Below are 19,915 nucleotides of genomic sequence, written 5' to 3' on the forward strand. Positions count from 1 at the left end.
CCCGGGCAGGGCGCAGCGATGAGCGTAGATCAATGGGCACGCTCCCATCCAGAGTGTCCCGGGCGGCGGGCAACCGTTTACGCAGATAGATCTCGTTCTCTTGAAACCCGCGGGTGCCTACATGTTGCCGATGATCATTTCCACTGTCGCCACGACTCATGTGGGAAAGCGGCCGCGTGTCCGAGCACACGTCGGGGGTCACTGTGTGTGCCGTGCGCCTCTGCGCCACAGCAGTGTCATCGCCGTCGCCGACAACCCGGACTTGACAGCGGCCCGATGACCCTTGGACCGCCGCATGGAACTGCCGGATGAGCCGACGCGCAATTGCACTACGCATGTTGCACGTGGTCCGAAGTGGGTAACTTGCCACCGCAAGCTCGCCGCGAGCACTATCGTTGTCATGATCGCGCGTGCGATCCGATGCGCGATGCCGGACCACCGGCGCGTTCGGATTTAAAGCTTTGCAGGACGAGGTCCCCGGTAACCGGTATTGGCGCGTCACAGCCGAACACGTGGGGGGTGTGCCTGAAATGTCGGTCAGTGAAACTATGAAGGCTCGAGGAGCGGCTACCGATGTCGACCGCGCTCCGTTTATGACCGTCTCACCGGCGCTAAGGGCAGAGACCAGATCATCGGGTGCCTGCGGCGGCAGCTTGCCTGGTGTCGTCACCGAATACGGCGTTGGCATGACACCGGGCAGCTTTCCAGAGATCATCGCCGGGGGACCAGATGGGAACCTGTGGTTCACCGAGTACGGCCGCATCGGCAAGGTCGTGCCGGCGACCGGTGGCATCACCGAGTACTCGGCGGGTCTGAGCCTGGGTGGCATCCCTGGTGCGATCACCGCCGGACCGGACGGCAATATGTGGTTCACCGAGGCTTTCGGCGACCGGATCGGCAGAATCGTCCCCGCCACCGGTGCCATCACGGAGTATGCGACCGGTCTCACGCCAAACGGATACCCGCTCGGCATCACCGCCGGGCCTGACGGGAATCTGTGGTTCACGCAGGGGCAGGGCGACCGGATTGGCAGGATCATGCCGTCGACCGGTGCCATCACCGAGTACTTCAGCGGGCTTACGCCGGGGGGTGGTCCGGCCTATATCGCCGCCGGACCGGCGGGCACACTATGGTTTACCGAGTACAAAGGCAACCGGATCGGCAGGATCGTTCCCTCGACCGGGGCGATCACCGAGTTCTCGGCCTGTGATGGTCTGTCACCCGACTCCGGGCCGACCAGCATCACGGCGGGCCCCGATGGCAACATGTGGTTTACCGAGTATGACGGCAACCGAATTGGGAAGATCGCGCCATCGACGGGAGCCATCACGGAGTACTCCACCGGACTCACGCCGAACAGCTCTCCGGCGGGAATCGCGGTCGGTTCGGACGGCAACCTGTGGTTCACCGAGTTCAACGGCAACCGGGTCGGGCGGATAACGCCGCTTGGAGTGATCACCGAGTACTCGACTGGTCTGACAGCTGGGTGCGGACCGTTCGGTATCACTGCTGGGCCGGACGGCAATCTCTGGTTCATGGAATACGACGGCAACCGCGTCGGCAAAATCGTCTTGACGGGCACGGCGTAGCAAGGCCGGCAGCCGAAGCCTTGGCCGCTGTGGATGGCAACCCGAAAGCGGTGATCAGTAAGGTGCCAATTGCCGCAAAGCTGACGTGCCGGCGGGCTGAGATCATTCGGCTCACTCTCGATCCTCTTGGTCGGAACATCATTGCGTGCCAGATCGATTTGTGCCCGCACTCGAACTTTGGTGTTCGTTTCGATCGCCGCCCACGTAGTTGCTAGGCCTGATCGTGACGCCGCTATCGGCAGCGCGCACCGCCGACCGGCGAGGGCCGGACTGCCACTGCCAACGCTGGCAGTGCATACAACCCGACTGCGCGGCGACGGGTGAAGTGATGTCGGACCTCTGGGCCGCGTGCCGTCCCATCTAGACCGCGTACGGAGGCACTGCCCGCCTGTCCACCGCGAATGGCCTTTCAGCGATCGTAGAAGGGCGACATCTTCGTGACCAGGAAGGGGAACTCCTCAGTTACGTCAACGCGGGTGAAATGTCGCTCGGTCACGTCGGTACGCCTATCGGTGTACGAGAAAATAACGTCGACGATGGACCGGCTCCCGCTCAGTCGGGAACGTCTCACCTCGACCCCCGACAAGGTGGCTCCGCTGCCGTAGGCCTGGGCTGCGCGTTCGTAGACGGCCGGGTAACGTACGGCCAGGTAGTTCAGCGCGCGATGTTCATCGGTCGCGCCAGCGTTGTCGGCTAGTTGCCCGATCCGGTCGAACAGTTCCTCCGCGACGTCGCGGAACTTCTCGTCGCCAGAGCGCCCGTCAGGGCATGGGATGGACTGGACGAAGTCGTCGCGATCGAAGGAATAGATTTGATCGAACGCTACGATGGGCAGCGCCAGCCCGCTGCACATCTCGGGCGTTGCGATGCCCATCCGGACCCCGATGACGACATCGACGTCCGTGGTCCGGGGCCCCGAACGTAACGCGTCAGTCAGCAGCTCGAGGTCGGTCGAGTCCTGCGGCACGAGCAGGTATGTCTCCAGGCCTTCAATCAACAAAACCCAGCACATCTGGCGGGCGAGGTAACGGAAGCTGCGGTCGGACAGCACCGATCGCAGTGCTTGCCCGTCGGTCTGGCCGTCGGTCTCACTTTGGGCGAGGGCCTGCGCGAACTCCTTTTCCACAGCCAGACTGGGAAATCTCGCCTCGATCTGCCCGATGGCGTAGACGAACGTCGTCGACGCAAGCGCAGCCAGCTCCGGCATCACGGGTGGGGCCGGCGATACGGCAGGCATCCCAGGTGATGTCGGAATTGGCAGCGCCGGTGTCTCGGCTTCCTCGTCGATCAGGTCCATGTCCGTCCTTCCTCTCTGGTTCAACGCCGCCGGGTGAACACGACCCAACTGTTAAGCAGCCTGGCTCGCCTGGCACAGCCGCCACACGGTTTGACACCAGCCAGCGATGTAGCACGCTTGATCACATCACCGAGGCCGACATCCTCGTCCTTGATAAAGCCCGGCAGCCGGATGCTCCGCGGGCGCCGTTTCTCCTGAGTCATCGGGTCACCTTCCGGAGTCCGGCTCGCATAGCCGCGAGCAGCTGATATGAGCGCCAGCCGTCAAGCAGCGGTGGGGTGACGCCCGTACGGCGGGGCGACCCGCTGATGGTCGCGTGCTTGACTTCCGCGACGCTGGCATCTGGGAACAGCGAGCGCAGCAGGGCGATCGCCCCGGTCACGAACACCGTGGCGAGACTGGTGCCCGATGCCGTCACTGGACGCCCGCCGGGTCCGAGCCCGCAGATCCGTTCGCTGGCGGCACCGAGCCCGCGACGGCCGATGCAAGCACCGAGGTTGGAGTACCCGGCCGGCCGGCCGTCGCGGGTGTAACCGATCACCGGTATGACCCACGGATGGCCGGTCAACGCGGTACCCCCTACCGAGGCTTGGTTGCCGGCGGCGACCACGACGATCGTTCCTCGTGAGGCCGCATGTGCCAGCGACAGCTGTAGTTCGCGCTCCTGTCCGACGCCAGGGCGGTCAATGGCAGCGCTGAGGTTGATGATCGTGGCGCCGGCGTCGGCGGCTTCGACGATCGCCGCAGCTACGTCGTCCGGCGTTGCGTAGGCGAGTCGCGGGTCGTCCATGCTGCGCTCACGGAATACCGGCTTGATAAGCAGAGTGACGTCTGGGCAGATCGGTGCCATGCGGCTCGTACTGGGGGCCACCAGCATGCTGGCGATGAGGGTGCCATGTCGACAAGCTGGGCCCGGAACGAACCCACGCCCGTCAGCGACCGCCGTGGCCGGCGTCAGCACCGAGCCGGCGTGGGCCGTGCCGAGCACATCGCTGTCAACGGGGCCGTCGAGCACACCGACCACCACGTCGCGGCGACCGCGGGTCATGCTCATCAACTGCGTCAGACGAACCAGCTCGAATGGTTCCATCGAAATGACTCTGCTCTCGTTCTCGTTTAGGCAGATGCTGAGCCGCCGTAGCTGCCGAGCGAGCCACTATGGCAATTTTGACGCTACCTCGGTTGTCTCGGCGACATGCCGCAAACGGCAACACGCATTCTCCAATGTGCAGGCGACCTAGCGCATTCAATTGCAGTTCTGCTCGTTGCGGGCGGCGGGGGACGTGGCGGGGATCGGCCAACAGGGCGCGCATTGCGAAGTCAGCCAGGAGGGACAGGCGCGCGATCGCGTGACCGGCAAGTGATCGGCGATGGCTTAGCCCTCGAAGCGCCGGAGCGACAAGTCGACCACCCCGAGGCAAGGAGGCCCCCCACGTGCAGCGTCCTATACCCGTGTTCCGCGGCGTCCTCCCGGTTGTCCAACCCGGCCGGGGACGGGCCGATCAGGTCCGCTATTGGCGCTCGGCGGACGCTCATCGAGCCGACGGCGGCGCGGGGTGATTCGATCTGCCCGGCCAACCTGAGCAGTCGAGCACGTCAAGGTGCAGGGGTGATGCCTGGGGAGTCAGTCGATTTGGCGAAACGGCGGTGGGTGATGGCGGAGCTGCCGAGGCCGAACGAGGGGGCGGGGCCCATCAGGATCGGCTCATACCACACGGAGAATCGCGGCGAGTACAGCGTGCAGCCGCCGGTAACCGCGGCCTGGTGGCGATTCGGTGTTCGGGGATGAGAGCTGGAAACGCTTGTGGCACCACTTGTCGACGGTATTCACACCTTACCAGCAACAAGCGGTGCCACATGTGTCTGCCAACGAGACCCCGTCTAAGCAGAAGCAAAGCCTAAGGCCGCATTCGTATTATCGGCTGAGGTTGATACGTCTCAACCTACGACCACGACCAAGTAGTTGAATCAGGCGAGTGTTGTCGCACGAGCCTATTGCGACCGTGTCGCCCGAGCCGTCTGGGCAGTCGGTTGTCATGTACCGAATTCCGTCGATACACCTGATGGCGATATCACACGGGATATCCTGTGGGGCGATCATCTGTCTTGAATCTGCGTCACGGGCGGTCTGGTGATTACCGAGATAGCGGCCTTTCAATCGAACAAGGGCGGCTTCTGCGGTGAATGACGGGAATCGCAGAGCTATCTTCAGCCGGCGTATGTCATGCCAGCTACGATCAGTGCAGCGAGCGGGCTCTTCGCTGGTCCGCCGCTGCTGTACTCCGAGTACTTTGTCGCGGCGGCAACCGATCCGCCGGAGGTGCTGCTCAATCCGCAGCCGGTGCCGCCAGAAGAGTTGCAGCAGCGTCGGAGTGAGTCTTAGCGCCCGTTAAATGGTGAGGTCAGAGGGCTGGCCGCCGGTTGAGATGTGGCAGAGCCTGAGCCCGTTTCGGTGTGTCGAGGTGACGAGGGTGGGGCCTTCAGGTATGGCTTTGGTCGTCTACGCCAAGCCCTCCCAAAGGCCCCACAGTCTTTCTACCGGTCTGCGGCCAGGCCGACCCGCGCCCCCGAGCACCGGCCGCACGTGACTGATTCCCGTTGGCTGCAGCCGTAGCCGGGCCCTGCCTGCGCGCCGGGGTCAGACGATGCCGGCGTGCAGGTACACCTCGGCGGCGTCACCGGACTCGTACAGCGCGACCGCCACGTCCACGAGCACCCCGCCGAGCAGCGGCCGGTGCCGGACCGAGCGGTAGCGCCGCTCGGGGTCCTGCGGCCAGCCGAAGCCCGCGGTCGTCTTCGCGTCGAACGGCAGGCCCGCCGTCTCCGTCCGCCCGCCGGTCAGGAACATGCCGTTGAGCACCAGGAACTGGTTCATGCAGTGCCGGTCGCCGGTGAAGTGCAGGTAGAACGAGTCCGCCTCCCACTCGGCGTACCGGTAGAAGCGCACGCCGCGCGCGGCGCAGTCCGGCAGGCCCAGATGGTAGCGGTGCAGCGTGCCGGGCAGGTCCTGCGACTGGCTGCCGGGGTACGCGCGCGGGTCGTGCGGCGTGTGCTCACGCGACAGCGCGTACCAGAGCGACAGCAGGACGGTCACGACCAACGCCAGACCGGCGCGCAGCCTGCGGTGTCGTCCGCGCGGCCGCCGGTGACGCGCCCGGCCGCCGTCGGGCTGCGTCGCCTGCTCAGCGGACTCCACGTCCAGCACGTCCATCGGCCCCCCAACCGGATCTTGCTGGGGTGACCTTATCGCGCGGCCGTCGCGACGAGCCGCACTTGGCGTGTGCCATGCCGAAGGCGCGCGTCCGCCGGTCCGGCCGTGCGGACGACGGCCGTGATGGACACGTGACACACTGGCCGCCACCACCCCGCGATCATGGAGTACGCGTTGTCCATCAACGACCCCCAGCCGCTCCCGGGCGCCGTTCCGAGCAGCGGTTTCCTGCCTCCCGACGACGCGTTCCCGGTCGAGCGGGCCAGCGGTCCCGAAGTGCTGGTCAACCTGCCCGGCGAGGGCCTGACCGGCTGGGCGCGCAAGGTCGCCGGCGTGCTGCGGCGCGGCTGGCAGCAGCAGCTCGCCATCTTCGCGATCACGCACGCGCTGCCGGGTTTCGTGCTGTACGCGCTCGCGGTCGGGGGCCTGCTCGCGCTCTGGGACAGCGACCTCGCGCGGGCCGCGGCCGTGGACGACGTGCTGGCCGAGAAGCTCACCGTCCGCGTCCTGATGGTGGTCTGCCTCATGCTGGTCGTGGCGCTGCCGTTCCGGCTGCTCGGGTACGCCGCGGCGACCTGGTCGGCGGTGCGCCAGGCGGCGGGACTGCCCGTGCAGCTCTCGCGCGCCCTGTGGTTCGGCCTACGCCGGGTGCCGGCGATGTTCGCCTGGAGCCTGGTCGCCTACGTGCTGGCCTTCGTCGTCGTGTTCCTGGTCGTGCTGTGCTTCGCCTCCGCCTTCTCGTTCGCCGGTCTGGTGCCCGCGGTGATCGTGCTCGGCTACCTGGTGATGATCGCGGGAATGGTCGGCCCGGCGGTCCTGTTCGAACACCGCAGGCCGCTGGTGCGGGCCTTCGACACCGTGAACAGCGCGTTCTGGCCCGCTGTCGTGCGCCTGGCGGTGCCCGGGGTCGTGCTGTTCCTCGCGTACCGCTACAACCAGGTGATCGACGGGGCGGCCGCAATGTCCGGGTTCGGCGGCACGATCGGCGAACGAGCGGGGTTCGCGTTCGCGGCGGTGGCGGCGTCGGCCGCCCTGGAGCTGCCGGTCGCCATGCTGCTGTTCCCGACCGTGCTGGTGACCTATGTCGAGCGCCGCGCGCAGGTCGCGCCGAACCTGCGTACCCCGCACCTGCTGGACGAGCTGGGCTGAGGGACCGGGGCGGTCATGCGCCGCAGGGGACGCGTTGCACGATGCGGGAGCGCAGCACGAGGTCGTCCATCGTGTCCATCAGCCACAGCTCGGACGGCGTGATCGGAACCCGCACCCGGGTCTGGTAGTGCCGGACCAGCCGGCGCATGGCCGCGTACGGCTCGCCGGTCAGGTCGCCGGTCAGTTGCAGGTAGCCGGCGAGCATCGGCCGGCGCTCGGCTCCCACCAGCGCACGGACCGCCTCCAGCCGCCGGACCGAGGTGCCGTCGGCGGCCTGCACGGGCAGGTAGACGCGGCCGGTGTTGTGGCGGCCGACCCAGGGGCCCCGCACGATCAGGTTGATCGGGGGCAGCGGCGCGCCGGGCAGCGTCGTGGCCGGGTCGAGTTCCGGAGCCAGGGTCGTGTGCACCCGGTCGGCGCGCAGCGCGAGCCCCGGCCACCACACCTGCGGCCCGAGCGCGTCCCGCAGCTCGTCGAGGAAGGCGGCGAACACCGCGTCGGCGCGCAGGGCGGCGTCGTCGACGGGCAGGACCACCGACCGGATCGGCGGCCAGTACTCCGCCTCACGCAGCTCACCGGGGTGCGGCGCGGGGCGGGGCGCTTCGTCCAGCAGGGGCAGGTGCCGGGCCCGGTAGCGCTCGTCCAGGCGCATCACGTCGTGGGCGTCCCAGTCGAACTGCGCCTGCTGCCCGTCGAGTTCGGCGAGCGGGTCGGCCAGCGGGTGCACGGGCACGGTGCGGTCTCCTCGAATCGTGTGTCAGCGCTGCAGGCGGTGCCGGGACAGGATGACCGCGAGCCAGGCCGAGCGGACCTGACGGTACGCCGTGACCTGGTCGGTCCCGCCCGGATAGGCCCCCGCGGCGCGCAGCCTTCCCACGGCAACCTGCAGGTCGCGCACCGCGGCGAGGTACGCCCGGCCCGCCCGGGACGTGGACAGCGCCGCATGCCGGTTGCGTAGCCAGGTCACACGCACGTACGTCCTGCCCTCGCTCCTGATCACGAGCCTGATCGACACGCCCTCACGTTCCCGCACGATCAAGTAACGAGCGAACGTGTCAAAACCGCACATTCCCATCGCCAGACGGCTTTCCCCGTGCGCTATCCCCGCAGAAACTGCGCCGCCCGGTCGGACCCACACCCGGGGTGATCATGAAGTTGTGCCGTCGACACGCCGTCGAACCGTGCCATAAGTTCATGATCACCCGGGTGGGGGTGGGGTGGGTCAGGCGGATTCGGCTTCGAGGTCGGCGAGGCGGCGGGCCTCGCGGTCGCGCCAGGCGGTGGCCAGCGAGGTGCGGCCGTTGCTGCGCAGCAGGGAGCCCTCGTAGAGGCGGGCGCCGACGGACAGCACGGCCACCGCGCTGACGGCGAGCACGACCAGCGCCAGCACCGGCTCCCAAGCCGCCGCGTCGCCCTGGAACAGCCGCACCGGCATCGCCGCCGGGGCCGAGAAGGGGACGTACGACAGGACCCTCATCACGACCGGGTCGCCGTTGAACATCACCACGCCGAAGAACGGCAGCAGGACCAGGATCTGCAGCGGCATCGACGCGCCGTTGAGGTCCTCCTGCCGGTTGGCCAGCGCGCCGACCGCGGCCCACAGCGCCGCCAGCATGACGAAGCCGACGAGGAAGAACGGCAGGAACCAGCCGATCGCGGGCCCGAGCAGGGTCAGCAGCGCGCCGCCGGATTCGGAGAACCGCATCCCGGCGAGCGCGACCACGGCGATCAGCGCGATCTGGCCGAGGGCCAGCGCCGCGCCCGCCAGCACCTTGCCCGCCAGCAGCACCCGCACCGGCACCGAGGCGACCAGGATCTCCACCACCCGGGTCTGCTTCTCCTCGGTGACGCTCTGCGCGATCTGCAGGCCGAACGTCAGCGACACGAAGAAGAAGATCATGGCGAAGACCATCGGCACCAGGATCGCCAGCGTGTCGTCGACGGCGCTCGGGTCGAGCAGCTCGACGGCCGGCCGGGTGCTCAGGGCGTTGACCAGGTCATTGGGGGCGTCGGTCAGGGCGATCACGGTGCCGTCGGCGAGCAGCGCCCCCTCGACCTCGCCGTCGCGGACCAGGGTTCGCGCGGCCTCGTCGTCGGCGACGGAGCGCACGTCGAGCCCGGCGGCGTCGAGGGCGGCAGGAGCGGTTCCGCTCACCGCGACCGTGGACGCCCCGTCGGCGAACATCGCCGGCACCACCGTCGCCCCGATCGCGAACAGCAGGAAGAACGCCGTGCTGAACAGGAACGCCTTGTCGCGCAGCTTCACCCGCACCTCGCGGGCGGCCACGATGCGCACGGCTTCGAAGGTGTTCACTGGGCGACCTCCCGGAAGATCTCTGCGAGGGACGGGGTGACGGGGCCGAACGCGCGCACCGGGCCACGGCTCAGCGCCGCCTGGAGCACCTGCTGGTCGTCGGCGGACGGGTCGAGTTCGAAGACCGCGTGCGCGCCGTCGAGGTCGAGCAGCCGTACGCCGGGCTGGTCGCGCAGCCAGCCCGCGTCGCCGTCGACGGTCAGCGTGTACCGGGGCAGGGCGTGCTCGCTGCGCAGCCGCCCGCGCGGGCCGGCGGCGCGGATCCGGCCGCCGGCGATGATGACCAGGTCGTCGCACAGCCGCTCGACCACGTCGAGCTGGTGGCTGGAGAACAGCACCGGCACGCCCCGCTTCGTCCGGTCGCGCAGCACCTCCACGACGGTGTCGACGGCCAGCGGGTCGAGGCCCGAGAACGGCTCGTCGAGCACCAGGATGTCCGGGTCGTGGATCAGCGCCGCGGCGATCTGGGCGCGCTGCTGGTTGCCCAGCGACAGCTTCTCCAGCGGGTCGCCCGCGCGCTCGCCCAGGCGCAGCCACTCGATCAGGTCCTCGGCGTTGCGGCGCACCGCTTCGGCGCCGAGGCCGTGCAGGCGGCCCAGGTAGACCAGCTGGTCACGGACGGTCATCTTCGGGTAGAGGCCGCGCTCCTCGGGCATGTAGCCGATCCGGCGGCGAACCTGGCGGGTCAGCCGGGAGCCGTCCCAGGTCACCTCGCCCGCGTCGGGGGCGAGCACGCCCATGATGATGCGCATCGAGGTGGTCTTGCCCGCGCCGTTCGCGCCGACGAACCCGGTCATGCGCCCGGCGGTGACGTCGAAGGACACCCCGTCGAGCACCTGCCGGTCGCCGAACCTGCGGCTCACCGCGTCGAGGCGTAGCACTTTCGTCATACCCGCAGAGGCTAGGTGTGCCGGGGCGGGCTGCCGTCCGCCCGGGGATCGATCTTCCCTCCGCCGCGAGGAGGATCCGGATCAGCCGCCCGGGGTGACCACGCCGTGCTCGTACGCGAACACCACCGCCTGGGTGCGGTCGCGCAGCCGCAGCTTCGCCAGCACCCGGCTGACGTGCGTCTTCACGGTGGCCTCGCCGAGGAACAGCCGGGTGGCGATCTCCGCGTTGGTCGCGCCGCCGGCGAGCAGGACCAGCACCTCGTACTCGCGCGGGGTCAGCTCCTTCAGCTCCTGCGCCGAACCCGCGGGCGGGGCGGCGACGGGCCGGGCGAACTTCGCGATGACCCGCCGGGTGATCTCCGGGGCGAGCAGCGCGTCGCCGCGCGCCAGCACCCGCACCGCCTCGATCAGCGCCTCCGGCGAGCCGTTCTTCAGCAGGAACCCGCTGGCCCCGGCCTGCAACGCGGCGAACAGGTAGTCGTCGCGGTCGAACGTGGTCAGGATCAGCACCGCCGGCCCGTCGCCCGCCCCGGTGATGCGGCGGGTCGCCTCCAGCCCGTCGACCCCGGGCATCTCCACGTCCATCAGCACCACGTCGGGCGCGGTCGAGGCGGCCAGCGCGACGGCCTGCTCCCCGTCGGCGGCCTCGCCGACCACCGTCAGGTCGTCCTCCGTCTCCAGGATGACCCGGAACCCGGTACGCACCAGCCGGTGATCGTCGGCCACCAGGATCCGGATCACGCCCGGCTCTGCCCCGGTCATGCCACCGCCTCCGCCGTCTCAGCCGGGCACGTCGGCTGCGCCGCGAGCGGGAACCTGGCCCGCACCCGGAAGCCGCCCTGCGGCCGCGGGCCGACCTCCAGGGTGCCGTCGTGCGCGGCGACGCGCTCGCGCATACCGATCAGGCCGAGGCCGCCGTCCGCCATCCGCCCGCCCCGGCCGTCGTCGGTCGCCTCCACCTCCAGTTCTTGCGCCAGGTAGCGGATCCGCACATCGATGGTGCTCGCCCCGGCGTGCTTGAGGGTGTTGGTCACCGACTCCTGCACGATCCGGTACGCGGCCTGCGACAGCGAGTCCGGCAGCGGCACCGGCGTGCCGAACACCCCGAACCGGGCGGTCAGGCCCGCGTCCCGGGCCCCGTCGAGCAGGCGCTCGGCCCGCTCGACGCCGACCGTGGCCGGGCCCTCGTCGGTGCCCGTGCCCCGGCGCAGCAGGCTGAGCATGCGCCGCAGCTCGTCGACGGCGGTGCGGGCGCTCTGCTCGATCGCCTCCAGCGCCGTACGCGCCCGCACCGGGTCCTTGTCCATCACCCGGCGGCTGGCCGCAGCCTGCACCCCCATCACCGACACGTGGTGGGCGACGACGTCGTGCAGCTCCCGGGCGATGCGCAGCCGCTCGACCATCACCGCCCGCTCCCCCACCTCGTCGCGGGCCCGGCGCAGCTCCTCGGCCTGCACCTCCAGCTGGTGCTGCCGCCGCGCGGCCACCCACGCCGTCTCGCCGGCGAAGAACGCGAAGCCGAACATCAGCACGTTGACCAGCACCGCGTTGACGATCGTGGCGAGCAGCGGCGGGACCGGCCCGGCCGCGTCCTCGAACGCGTCCGCCGGAACCGAGTCCACCGACAGCCAGATCGACACCACCAGCCAGCCCAGCATCGCCGCGATGATGCCCGCGCGCACCTGCCGGGAACGCCGGTGGTCACCGGCCCAGGCCCCGGCGGTGTACATCGAGCAGAACAGCGACCCGGTCGCCAGCTGCATCTCCGGGGCGGCCCGCACCTGCGCGACGATGAACGCCGCCGAGACGACCAGGGTCACGACGATCGGCCACCGGCGCCGCACCGCGAGCGGCAGCGTCACCGCGACCGCCCAGAACACCTGCTCCGGCACGCTCGGCGGAGGACCGAGCTGGAACACGCCCGCGCTGGTGGTCAGCGTCAGGTTGAACAGCGCCAGCGCGGTGACGGCCAGCCCGATGAACAGGTCGGCGCGCCGCTGCTCGGCGGTCGGGCCGGGGCGTCGCCAGCCGTCGGGGGTCGCCAGGGTGGTCACGCAGCGACCCTGACACAGGGGCACCGTCTTACGCCAACTCCGTGCCCGAGGAGACCTGGTCCGCGACGGCCGTGCCCAGCCGCGCCTCGACGGCGCCGGGTTCGTACAGCTCCTCGAACTCGTCCTCGCCCAGCGGTTCGAGGTCGTCCCCGGGCCCGGAATCACGGCTCATGCCGCACCGGCCGTGGTCGATGGCGCCCTGGATGCCGGCATGGCGTCATGGTACGGGCGCGGGCCCGTGCCCGGGAGCCGCCGATGGTCGCGTTCGGACGGCGAAACCCTGCCGCGCCGATCGTCCGGTGGAGTGGCGATCGGCGCGGCCGGGCGATCCCGGGATCAGGCGGGCACGGGCGGCAGCGACACCTGCGCCTGCCCGGCCTGGTGCCGTAGCACCAGGCTGTGCGCGTAGACGAGCAGGAAGATGGTGAGGTGCAGGAACCACTGCGTGACGACGGCGACGAGGTATCCGCGCAGGAACGCGCCGTCGAAGAACATCTCCATCCCTGGTGAGTCGAAGTGGCTGAGGGTGTTGTGCATGTGCGCGAAGTAGAACGAGACGAGTACGGCCACCCCGACGACCGCCCAGGAGAGCGCCACCCGCCCGGACCGGGCGATCCGGCCGGCCAGCGCGCACAGCACAACCGCGCTGAGCAGCCAGCAGGTCTGGTCGATCACCGCCGACCGGGTCAGTTGGTAGCCCTCCACCAAGGGCCAGGACAGCGACATCGTGTATACGATGCCGCAGATCCAGAGCGGTGTGAACACCGGCCGGATCAGCTGCGTCACCCCCGTGGTGACCCGTGCGCAGATGATCCCGAGCCCGACGGCGATCACCAGGCCACCGGCGGCGGCCCAGGCCTGCCAGGCGATGGTTTCCTCGCTGAACCCGGTGTACCAGTCGATGGTGATCCGGACGCACAGCACCGCCATCCCCATCACCAGCACGAGCGACAGCACCGCGTGCGCGAAGCTCCGACCCGGCCGGACCGCCACCGCCTCCGCACGGTGCGGCCGCGACGCGGCGAGGCTGGCCGCGTACCGCAGCCGCCGGGCGGTGCCGGGCATGGCGTGCAGCTCCGCCCGCCACTCGGCGAGCATCTCGTCGCGCAGCTCCGCCGGCCAGCGCCGGGCCGCGGCGGTGAGGAACCTGTTGCAGACGCGCCTGATCATGCGGTGGCCTCCTTGGTCACGGTGTGCGCCGACGCCGGGCGCGTGCGCTCGTGCAGTTCCGCGAGGCGCTGGCGGGCGACGGGCAGCGCCGCCGGGGTGAGCCGGTAGTACGCGCGGGCGGGTCGGCCGGCCTCGGACGGGTCGACCTCCTCCCAGCGCTTGTCCAGCCAGCCGGCCTCGGTCAGCCGGGCGAGGATCGGATACAGGGTGCCGCTGGGCAGGTCGGATGCCTGCATCAGCGCCATTCCGTAGTGGTCGCCGGTGGGATCGGCGACGAGGGCCGCGAGCACGCGGGCCACCGGCACCGTCATACGCAGTTCGGCATTCATGGTAGAGACTCTACATAGGGTCCGTCGTCTTTGGGGGGCATGGATCCGCCTCGCCTGTCTTGACAGGACACGGGAGCGCTCAAGATACTTCTTGTGTGAAGCTTCTCCGCTGACGCGGCGGAGCCGACACCTCAGTCCGAATAGCTCGCAGAGCCGACGCCAAGGCCGCACCCCGATGCGGCCCAGTGGTGTCGGCTTTTGCTGTTTTCGCAGGTCAGCAGCTGGATTTCACACGTACAGATACGCCATATCAACGGCAATGAAACACAACTGAAACTCCGCTCCCCGACGCTGTCCGTGCCTGGCATTCAGGCGGACGCCCACGGGCCGGCACAACCGGACGAAGCCTCCGCTGCGCGCTGCCGGCATCCGCATAGGACCGATCTCCGCACCGCCACGGGCCGGCATGCGCCACGCCGAGGACGCCGACGTCCTGCGCCCAGGTGCTTCTCCCCCTTGACCTGTGCTCCGCCGAAACAGGGAGATACCCCACCATGCTCAGATTCCCCCGACGCCGGCTCGCGGCCGGCGCCGTCGCCCTGGCCGCCGCGCTGGCCGTCAGCGCCTGCGGCAGCAAGACCGGCGAGAACGACACCGCCGGCGGCGTCACCGCCGACACCTCGGGCGACACCGTCAAGGTGGGCCTGCTCAACTCGCTGTCGGGCACCATGGCCATCAGCGAGGTGACCGTACGCGACGCCATCATGCTGGCCGTCGAGGAGATCAACGCCGCGGGCGGCGTGCTCGGCAAGAAGATCGCACCGGTCGGTGAGGACGGCGCGTCGGACTGGCCCACGTTCGCGGAGAAGGCCGAGAAACTGATCAAGGTGGACCGGGTCGCGGCCGTGTTCGGCTGCTGGACCTCGGCCAGCCGCAAGGCCGTCAAGCCGGTCTTCGAGGAGAACAAGGCGCTGCTGTTCTACCCGGTGCAGTACGAGGGCCTGGAGCAGTCGCCGTACATCTTCTACACCGGCGCGACCACCAACCAGCAGATCGTGCCCGGCCTGGACTACCTCAAGGCGCAGGGCAAGAAGTCGGTCTACCTGGTCGGCAGCGACTACGTCTTCCCCCGCACCGCCAACAAGATCATCAAGGCGTACGCCGAGGCCAACGGTCTGACCGTGCTCGGTGAGGACTACGCCCCGCTGGGCAGCACCGAGTTCGGCACGATCGTCAACAAGGTCAAGGCGTCCAAGGCCGAGGCCGTGTTCAACACCCTCAACGGCGACAGCAACGTGGCCTTCTTCAAGGAGTACAAGTCCGCGGGCCTGACCGCCGCGTCGATGCCGGTCGTATCGGTGTCGATCGCCGAGGAGGAGGTCAAGAGCATCGGCACGCAGTACCTCGCGGGCCAGCTCACGGCGTGGAACTACTACCAGACGACCACGGGCGCGGCCAACGACAAGTTCGTGAAGGCGTACAAGGCGAAGTTCGGCGCGGACAAGCCGACCAGCGACCCGATGGAGGCCGCGTACGTGTCGGTCTACCTGTGGAAGGCCATGGTCGAGAAGGCCGGCTCGTTCGACGTGGAGAAGGTCAAGGGCGCTTCCGACGGCGTCACCTTCGAGGCCCCCGAGGGCCTGGTCACCATCGACGGCGCGACGCAGCACATCCACAAGACCGCGCGCATCGGCAAGATCGGCGACGACGGCCTGATCACCGAGGTGTGGAACTCCGGCGGCCCGGTCAAGCCGGACCCGTACCTCAAGGGCTACACCTGGGCGACCGGCCTGTCCTGACCCACCGTCGGCGGTGGAGCGGTCCACGTGGCCGCTCCACCGCCCCGTCCCAAGGCGGCAACGCATGACAGTGATCCTCGGGCAGCTGTTCACCGGCGTCAGCATCGGCGCGGTGCTGCTGCTCATCGCGCTCGGCCTGGCCCTGACCTTCGGCCAGATGAACGTCATCAACATGGCGCACGGCGAGTTCATCATGGCCGGCGCCTACACCACGTACGTGCTGCAGCAGACCATCACCGACGCGGGCCTGTCGCTGCTCGTCGCCCTGCCCATCGCCTTCGCCGTCGCGGGCGCGATGGGCGTGCTGCTGGAATGGGCGCTGATCCGCCGCCTGTACACCCGGCCGCTGGACACCCTGCTGGTCACCTGGGGCGTCTCGCTGATGCTCCAGCAGCTGGCCCGGGACGTCTTCGGCGCGCCCAACGTGCAGACCGCGGCCCCGGACATCCTCACCGAGAGCACCTCGCTCGGCGCGGACCTGAGCATCGCCAACAGCCGCCTGTTCATCCTCGGCCTGGTCGTGCTAGCCGTCGCCGCGCTGACCGCCGCGCTCAAGTTCACCCCGCTGGGCCGCCGGATCCGCGCCGTGGTGCAGAACCGCGACCTGGCCGCCGTCTCCGGCATCCCGACCGGGCGCGTCGACCGGCTCACCTTCTTCATCGGCTCCGGCCTGGCCGGGGTCGCCGGGGTCGCGCTGACCCTGCTCGGCCCCATCGGCCCGACCATGGGCACCAACATCATCATCGACGCCTTCCTCGTCGTCGTGGTCGGCGGCATCGGGCAGCTCAAGGGGAGCGTGATCGTGGCCTTCGTGCTCGGCATGCTGCAGGCGATGGTCGAGTACCTGACCACGCTCAGCGTCGCCAAGGTGATCGTGTTCATCGCCATCGTGGCGTTCCTGCAATGGCGGCCGCAGGGCCTGTTCACGCTGCGGACCAGGAGCCTGGCGTGAGCCCGCGCGTGCGGGCCTGGCTGGGCTTCGGGCTCGGGGCGGTGGTGCTGTTCGCGGCCGCCCCCGCGCTGCTGACCGACTTCCGGCTCAGCCTGCTGGCCAAGTACCTGTGCTTCGCGATCGTCGCCGTCGGCATCGGCCTGGCCTGGGGCCGCGGCGGCCTGCTCACCCTCGGCCAGGGCGTCTTCTTCGGCCTGGGCGGCTACGCGATGGCCATGCATCTCAAGCTCGCCGACGCGGGCGAGGGCGACATGCCCGACTTCATGCAGCTGTACGGGCAGCTCGACGAGCTCCCCGCGTGGTGGGCCCCGTTCGCGAACCCGGTGTTCGCGCTGGCCGCCACGGTGCTGCTGCCGATGCTGGTCGCGTTCGGGCTCGGCTCGCTGGTGTTCCGGCGGCGCGTGCGCGGCGCCTACTTCGCGATCCTCAGCCAGGCCCTGGCCGCCGCCATGGTGATCCTGCTGATCGGACAGCAGGGCACCACCGGCGGCACCAACGGCCTCACCGACATCGAGGGCTTCTTCGGCTACGACCTCGACGACCCGGTCAACCAGCGCATGGTCTACTTCATCATCGCCGGGGTGCTGCTGGCCCTGCTCGCGCTGACCCGGCAGCTCATGCACTCCCGCTACGGCGAGCTGCTCGTCGCGGTGCGCGACTCCGAGGAGCGGGTGCGTTTCCTCGGCTACAACCCCGCCAACGTCAAGCTCGTCGCGTACGTCGTGGCCGCCGGCATGGCGGGCCTGGCCGGGGCGCTGTTCGTGCCCGCGGTCGGCATCATCTCCCCCGCCCTCATCGGCATCGTGCCGTCGATCGAGTTCGTGATCGGCGTCGCCGTCGGCGGCCGGGCGGCGCTGCTCGGCCCGGTGCTCGGCGCGGTCGCCGTGGCCTGGGCGAAGACGGCCCTGTCGGAGCGCTTCCCGGGCACCTGGACCTACCTGCAGGGCGCGATGTTCGTGCTGGTGGTGGCGTTCCTGCCGGGTGGCCTGGCCTCGCTGTGGGGCCTGGTCAAGCGCCGCCGGGAGGCCGCGGTGCCACCCGCGCCACCGGCGGAGCAGCCGGTGCTGGTGAAGGAGGCGGCGGCGTGAACCACATCGGTGCGGCAGGAAGGGGCAGGGCATGAGCGAGACAGCGGGCGGCCTGCGCATCCGCGGGCTGCGGGTGGCGTTCGACGGGTTCGTCGCGGTCGACGGCGTCGACCTGGACGTGGCCCCGGGCGACATCCGGTTCCTCATCGGGCCGAACGGCGCGGGCAAGACGACCCTGGTCGACGCGGTGACGGGGCTGGTCAAGGCGACCGGCTCGGCCCTGTTCGGCGAGCAGGAGCTGCTCGGGCGGGAGGTGCACCGCATCGCCCGGCTGGGCGTGGGCCGCACGTTCCAGACCGCGGCCCTGTTCGAGGAGCTGACGGTGCTGCAGAACCTCGACATCGCGGCGGGCGCGGGCCGCAGCCCGTGGGCGATGCTGCGCCGGCGCGGGGCGGTGCCCGACGACGTGGCGTACACGCTGGAGACGATCGGGCTGGCAGACCGGCGCGACGCGCTCGCCGGCACCCTGGCGCACGGGCAGAAGCAGTGGCTGGAGATCGGCATGCTGCTGGTGCAGAACGCCCGGCTGCTGCTGCTCGACGAGCCCGTCGCCGGGATGAGCCACGAGGAGCGGGAGGCCACCGGCGAGCTGCTCGGCAAGGTCGCCGGCGAGCGCACCGTCGTGGTGATCGAGCACGACATGGACTTCCTGCGCCGCTTCGCCCGCACCGTCACCGTGCTGCACGCGGGCAAGGTGCTCAGCGAGGGCACCGTCGCGCAGGTGCAGGCCGACCCGAAGGTGCAGGAGGTCTACCTCGGACACGCCTCGGACGAGCCGGTGGCGCAGGGAGCGGAGGCGTGATGCTGCGGATCGAGGGCGTGTTCGCCGGGTACGGGCGCAGCACCGTGCTGCACGGCGTCGACGTGACCGTCGACGACGGCACGGTGACCGCCGTGCTCGGGCACAACGGGGCGGGCAAGAGCACGCTGCTGCGGGCCGCGATCGGCCTGCTCCGGCCGAAGCAGGGCATGGTGCTGTTCGGCGGCGAGGACGTCACGAAGTTGCCACCGCACGTGCGGGTCGCGCGCGGCATGGCGTACGTGCCGCAGGGCCAGCAGTGCTTCCCGCACCTGACCACGGCCGAGAACCTGCAGCTGGTCGCCGACGGGCGGCGCGGCGGCAGGCAGGCCATGGCGTCGGCGCTGGACCTGTTCCCGGCCCTGCACGGGCTGCTGCGCCGCCGGGCCGGGCTGCTGTCCGGCGGGCAGCGCCAGCAGCTCGCCATCGCCCGCGCCCTGATCACCCGGCCGAAGCTGCTGCTGCTCGACGAGCCGACCGAGGGCATCCAGCCCAACGTCGTCGCCGAGATCGAGCAGGCGGTGCTGTCCCTGGCCGGGGTGGACGGGCTGTCGGTGCTGCTGGTCGAGCAGCATCTGGGCTTCGCGCTGCGCGCGGCGCACCGCTACCACGTGCTCGAATCCGGCAGAGTGACGTCATCCGGCGCGGGCGGCACCGGCGCCGAACCCGCCGTACGCGCTGCCCTCACCGTGTAGAAGGACGGTTCATGTTCCTCACCCAGCATGAGCAGGAACGGCTGCTCATCCACGTGGCGGCCGACGTCGCCGAGCGGCGCCGTGCCCGCGGCCTGCTGCTCAACCACCCCGAGTCGGTCGCGATCATCACCCGTTTCCTGCTGGAGGGCGCCCGCGACGGGCGCACCGTCGTGGACCTGATGGACGCGGGGGCCCAGGTGCTCACCCGCGCGGACGTCCTGCCCGGCGTCCCCGAGATGCTGAAGGAGGTGCAGGTGGAGGCCACGTTCCCGGACGGCACCAAGCTGGTGACCGTGCACCACCCGATCCGGTGATCCCCGGCGAGATCCTCTTCGGAGAGGGCCCCGTGGAGATCAACATCGACCGGCCGATCACCACGCTGACCGTGGTCAACACCGCAGACCGGCCGGTGCAGGTCGGCTCCCACTACCACTTCGCCGAGGCCAACCCAGGCCTGTCCTTCGACCGCACCGCCGCCTGGGGACAACGGCTCGCCGTACCCGCGGGCACCGCCGTGCGGTTCGAGCCCGGCGTGACCCGCGAGGTCGACCTGGTCCCGCTGGGCGGCGCACGCATCGTCCCCGGCCTACGCGGCGAATGCGGAGGCCACCTGTGACCCGCACTCCCCCTCGGCACCGC

21 protein-coding genes are annotated in these 19,915 nt (G+C 69.8%); 9 read left to right on the forward strand and 12 right to left on the reverse strand.

All coding sequences use genetic code 11. The features are described from left to right. Positions 1–593 precede the first annotated feature (593 nt). Positions 594–1,589, forward strand: coding sequence for a Vgb family protein (locus Cco03nite_RS19970; protein ID WP_425546893.1), 996 nt, complete (start codon positions 594–596; stop codon positions 1,587–1,589). Positions 1,590–1,998: 409 nt separating this feature from the next. Here the strand turns inward: Cco03nite_RS19970 and Cco03nite_RS19975 are convergent, their stop codons facing one another. From Cco03nite_RS19975 to Cco03nite_RS19985, 3 genes are all read right to left on the reverse strand, one after another. Continuing rightward, on the reverse strand, positions 1,999–2,886 hold the full coding sequence (locus Cco03nite_RS19975; RefSeq protein WP_203693665.1) for a cyanobactin maturation protease PatG family protein: 888 nt from the start codon (positions 2,884–2,886) through the stop codon (positions 1,999–2,001). 199 nt (positions 2,887–3,085) lie between these two features. Then, entirely contained in the window at positions 3,086–3,976 is an 891-nt protein-coding gene (locus Cco03nite_RS19980) for a S8 family peptidase (protein WP_203693666.1), read from the reverse strand. Between the two features lie 1,548 nt (positions 3,977–5,524). Next, the gene (locus Cco03nite_RS19985) at positions 5,525–6,097 is read right to left on the reverse strand and encodes a hypothetical protein (protein WP_203693667.1); all 573 of its coding nucleotides are present in this window, start codon (positions 6,095–6,097) and stop codon (positions 5,525–5,527) included. Between the two features lie 162 nt (positions 6,098–6,259). Between Cco03nite_RS19985 and Cco03nite_RS19990 the strand changes: the two genes are divergently transcribed. Further along, positions 6,260–7,246 carry a hypothetical protein gene (locus Cco03nite_RS19990; RefSeq protein WP_203693668.1) on the forward strand — a complete coding sequence of 329 codons (987 nt, stop codon included), beginning with the start codon at positions 6,260–6,262 and terminating at the stop codon, positions 7,244–7,246. Between the two features lie 13 nt (positions 7,247–7,259). Here Cco03nite_RS19990 and Cco03nite_RS19995 read toward each other — a convergent pair whose 3' ends face one another. The 9 genes from Cco03nite_RS19995 to Cco03nite_RS20035 all read right to left on the reverse strand — a co-directional run bounded on the left by Cco03nite_RS19995 (position 7,260) and on the right by Cco03nite_RS20035 (position 14,003). Beyond that, the gene (locus tag Cco03nite_RS19995; protein WP_203693669.1) at positions 7,260–7,979 is read right to left on the reverse strand and encodes a hypothetical protein; all 720 of its coding nucleotides are present in this window, start codon (positions 7,977–7,979) and stop codon (positions 7,260–7,262) included. 24 nt (positions 7,980–8,003) lie between these two features. Beyond that, the gene (locus Cco03nite_RS20000) at positions 8,004–8,261 is read right to left on the reverse strand and encodes a hypothetical protein (RefSeq protein WP_203693670.1); all 258 of its coding nucleotides are present in this window, start codon (positions 8,259–8,261) and stop codon (positions 8,004–8,006) included. A 207-nt stretch (positions 8,262–8,468) separates the two neighbouring features. Beyond that, positions 8,469–9,560, reverse strand: a complete 1,092-nt coding sequence (locus Cco03nite_RS20005; RefSeq protein WP_203693671.1) for an ABC transporter permease — start codon at positions 9,558–9,560, stop codon at positions 8,469–8,471. Further along, positions 9,557–10,450, reverse strand: coding sequence for an ABC transporter ATP-binding protein (locus Cco03nite_RS20010; protein WP_203693672.1), 894 nt, complete (start codon positions 10,448–10,450; stop codon positions 9,557–9,559). Before Cco03nite_RS20010 ends, Cco03nite_RS20005 begins: the two co-directional genes overlap by 4 nt. Before the next feature lie 81 nt (positions 10,451–10,531). After that, positions 10,532–11,212 carry a response regulator gene (locus tag Cco03nite_RS20015; protein ID WP_203693673.1) on the reverse strand — a complete coding sequence of 227 codons (681 nt, stop codon included), beginning with the start codon at positions 11,210–11,212 and terminating at the stop codon, positions 10,532–10,534. Continuing rightward, on the reverse strand, positions 11,209–12,504 hold the full coding sequence (locus Cco03nite_RS20020) for a sensor histidine kinase (protein ID WP_373314279.1): 1,296 nt from the start codon (positions 12,502–12,504) through the stop codon (positions 11,209–11,211). Before Cco03nite_RS20020 ends, Cco03nite_RS20015 begins: the two co-directional genes overlap by 4 nt. 28 nt (positions 12,505–12,532) lie before the next feature. Further along, positions 12,533–12,676 (reverse strand): hypothetical protein, encoded by a 144-nt coding sequence (locus Cco03nite_RS20025; protein WP_203693674.1) that lies wholly within the window; start codon positions 12,674–12,676, stop codon positions 12,533–12,535. 164 nt (positions 12,677–12,840) lie between these two features. Then, positions 12,841–13,674 (reverse strand): hypothetical protein, encoded by an 834-nt coding sequence (locus tag Cco03nite_RS20030; protein WP_203693675.1) that lies wholly within the window; start codon positions 13,672–13,674, stop codon positions 12,841–12,843. Further along, on the reverse strand, positions 13,671–14,003 hold the full coding sequence (locus Cco03nite_RS20035; protein WP_203693676.1) for a PadR family transcriptional regulator: 333 nt from the start codon (positions 14,001–14,003) through the stop codon (positions 13,671–13,673). Before Cco03nite_RS20035 ends, Cco03nite_RS20030 begins: the two co-directional genes overlap by 4 nt. 494 nt (positions 14,004–14,497) lie before the next feature. Here Cco03nite_RS20035 and urtA point away from each other — a divergent pair, with 494 nt between their 5' ends. From urtA to Cco03nite_RS20070, 7 genes are all read left to right on the forward strand, one after another. Continuing rightward, positions 14,498–15,742, forward strand: a complete 1,245-nt coding sequence (gene urtA, locus Cco03nite_RS20040; RefSeq protein WP_203693677.1) for an urea ABC transporter substrate-binding protein — start codon at positions 14,498–14,500, stop codon at positions 15,740–15,742. 64 nt (positions 15,743–15,806) lie between these two features. Next, positions 15,807–16,694 carry an urea ABC transporter permease subunit UrtB gene (gene urtB / locus Cco03nite_RS20045; RefSeq protein ID WP_203693678.1) on the forward strand — a complete coding sequence of 296 codons (888 nt, stop codon included), beginning with the start codon at positions 15,807–15,809 and terminating at the stop codon, positions 16,692–16,694. Further along, complete coding sequence (urtC, locus tag Cco03nite_RS20050; protein WP_239167499.1) at positions 16,691–17,782, forward strand: urea ABC transporter permease subunit UrtC; 1,092 nt, start codon at positions 16,691–16,693, stop codon at positions 17,780–17,782. Before urtB ends, urtC begins: the two co-directional genes overlap by 4 nt. A gap of 31 nt (positions 17,783–17,813) precedes the next feature. Next, positions 17,814–18,584, forward strand: a complete 771-nt coding sequence (gene urtD, locus Cco03nite_RS20055) for an urea ABC transporter ATP-binding protein UrtD (RefSeq protein ID WP_203693679.1) — start codon at positions 17,814–17,816, stop codon at positions 18,582–18,584. Continuing rightward, positions 18,584–19,276 carry an urea ABC transporter ATP-binding subunit UrtE gene (gene urtE, locus Cco03nite_RS20060; RefSeq protein WP_203693724.1) on the forward strand — a complete coding sequence of 231 codons (693 nt, stop codon included), beginning with the start codon at positions 18,584–18,586 and terminating at the stop codon, positions 19,274–19,276. The genes urtD and urtE overlap by 1 nt, the downstream gene beginning before the upstream one ends. An 11-nt stretch (positions 19,277–19,287) precedes the next feature. After that, positions 19,288–19,590 carry an urease subunit gamma gene (locus Cco03nite_RS20065; protein ID WP_155375192.1) on the forward strand — a complete coding sequence of 101 codons (303 nt, stop codon included), beginning with the start codon at positions 19,288–19,290 and terminating at the stop codon, positions 19,588–19,590. Positions 19,591–19,622: 32 nt separating this feature from the next. Beyond that, the gene (locus Cco03nite_RS20070; RefSeq protein WP_239167500.1) at positions 19,623–19,892 is read left to right on the forward strand and encodes an urease subunit beta; all 270 of its coding nucleotides are present in this window, start codon (positions 19,623–19,625) and stop codon (positions 19,890–19,892) included. Positions 19,893–19,915: the final 23 nt, after the last annotated feature.

This window comes from Catellatospora coxensis (assembly GCF_016862635.1).
GTDB classification, from domain to species: Bacteria; Actinomycetota; Actinomycetes; order Mycobacteriales; family Micromonosporaceae; genus Catellatospora; species Catellatospora coxensis.

What these genes read in the sequence shown, in the direction of transcription:
- Cco03nite_RS19970 (WP_425546893.1), top strand. Translation starts at nt 594, where the DNA reads ATGACCGTCTCACCGGCGCTAAGGGCAGAGACCAGATCATCGGGTGCC.
- Cco03nite_RS19975 (WP_203693665.1), bottom strand. Translation starts at nt 2,886, where the DNA reads ATGGACCTGATCGACGAGGAAGCCGAGACACCGGCGCTGCCAATTCCG.
- Cco03nite_RS19980 (WP_203693666.1), bottom strand. Translation starts at nt 3,976, where the DNA reads ATGGAACCATTCGAGCTGGTTCGTCTGACGCAGTTGATGAGCATGACC.
- Cco03nite_RS19985 (WP_203693667.1), bottom strand. Translation starts at nt 6,097, where the DNA reads ATGGACGTGCTGGACGTGGAGTCCGCTGAGCAGGCGACGCAGCCCGAC.
- Cco03nite_RS19990 (WP_203693668.1), top strand. Translation starts at nt 6,260, where the DNA reads ATGGAGTACGCGTTGTCCATCAACGACCCCCAGCCGCTCCCGGGCGCC.
- Cco03nite_RS20010 (WP_203693672.1), bottom strand. Translation starts at nt 10,450, where the DNA reads ATGACGAAAGTGCTACGCCTCGACGCGGTGAGCCGCAGGTTCGGCGAC.
- Cco03nite_RS20015 (WP_203693673.1), bottom strand. Translation starts at nt 11,212, where the DNA reads ATGACCGGGGCAGAGCCGGGCGTGATCCGGATCCTGGTGGCCGACGAT.
- Cco03nite_RS20025 (WP_203693674.1), bottom strand. Translation starts at nt 12,676, where the DNA reads ATGAGCCGTGATTCCGGGCCCGGGGACGACCTCGAACCGCTGGGCGAG.
- Cco03nite_RS20030 (WP_203693675.1), bottom strand. Translation starts at nt 13,674, where the DNA reads ATGATCAGGCGCGTCTGCAACAGGTTCCTCACCGCCGCGGCCCGGCGC.
- Cco03nite_RS20035 (WP_203693676.1), bottom strand. Translation starts at nt 14,003, where the DNA reads ATGAATGCCGAACTGCGTATGACGGTGCCGGTGGCCCGCGTGCTCGCG.
- urtA (WP_203693677.1), top strand. Translation starts at nt 14,498, where the DNA reads ATGCTCAGATTCCCCCGACGCCGGCTCGCGGCCGGCGCCGTCGCCCTG.
- urtB (WP_203693678.1), top strand. Translation starts at nt 15,807, where the DNA reads ATGACAGTGATCCTCGGGCAGCTGTTCACCGGCGTCAGCATCGGCGCG.
- urtD (WP_203693679.1), top strand. Translation starts at nt 17,814, where the DNA reads ATGAGCGAGACAGCGGGCGGCCTGCGCATCCGCGGGCTGCGGGTGGCG.
- urtE (WP_203693724.1), top strand. Translation starts at nt 18,584, where the DNA reads ATGCTGCGGATCGAGGGCGTGTTCGCCGGGTACGGGCGCAGCACCGTG.
- Cco03nite_RS20065 (WP_155375192.1), top strand. Translation starts at nt 19,288, where the DNA reads ATGTTCCTCACCCAGCATGAGCAGGAACGGCTGCTCATCCACGTGGCG.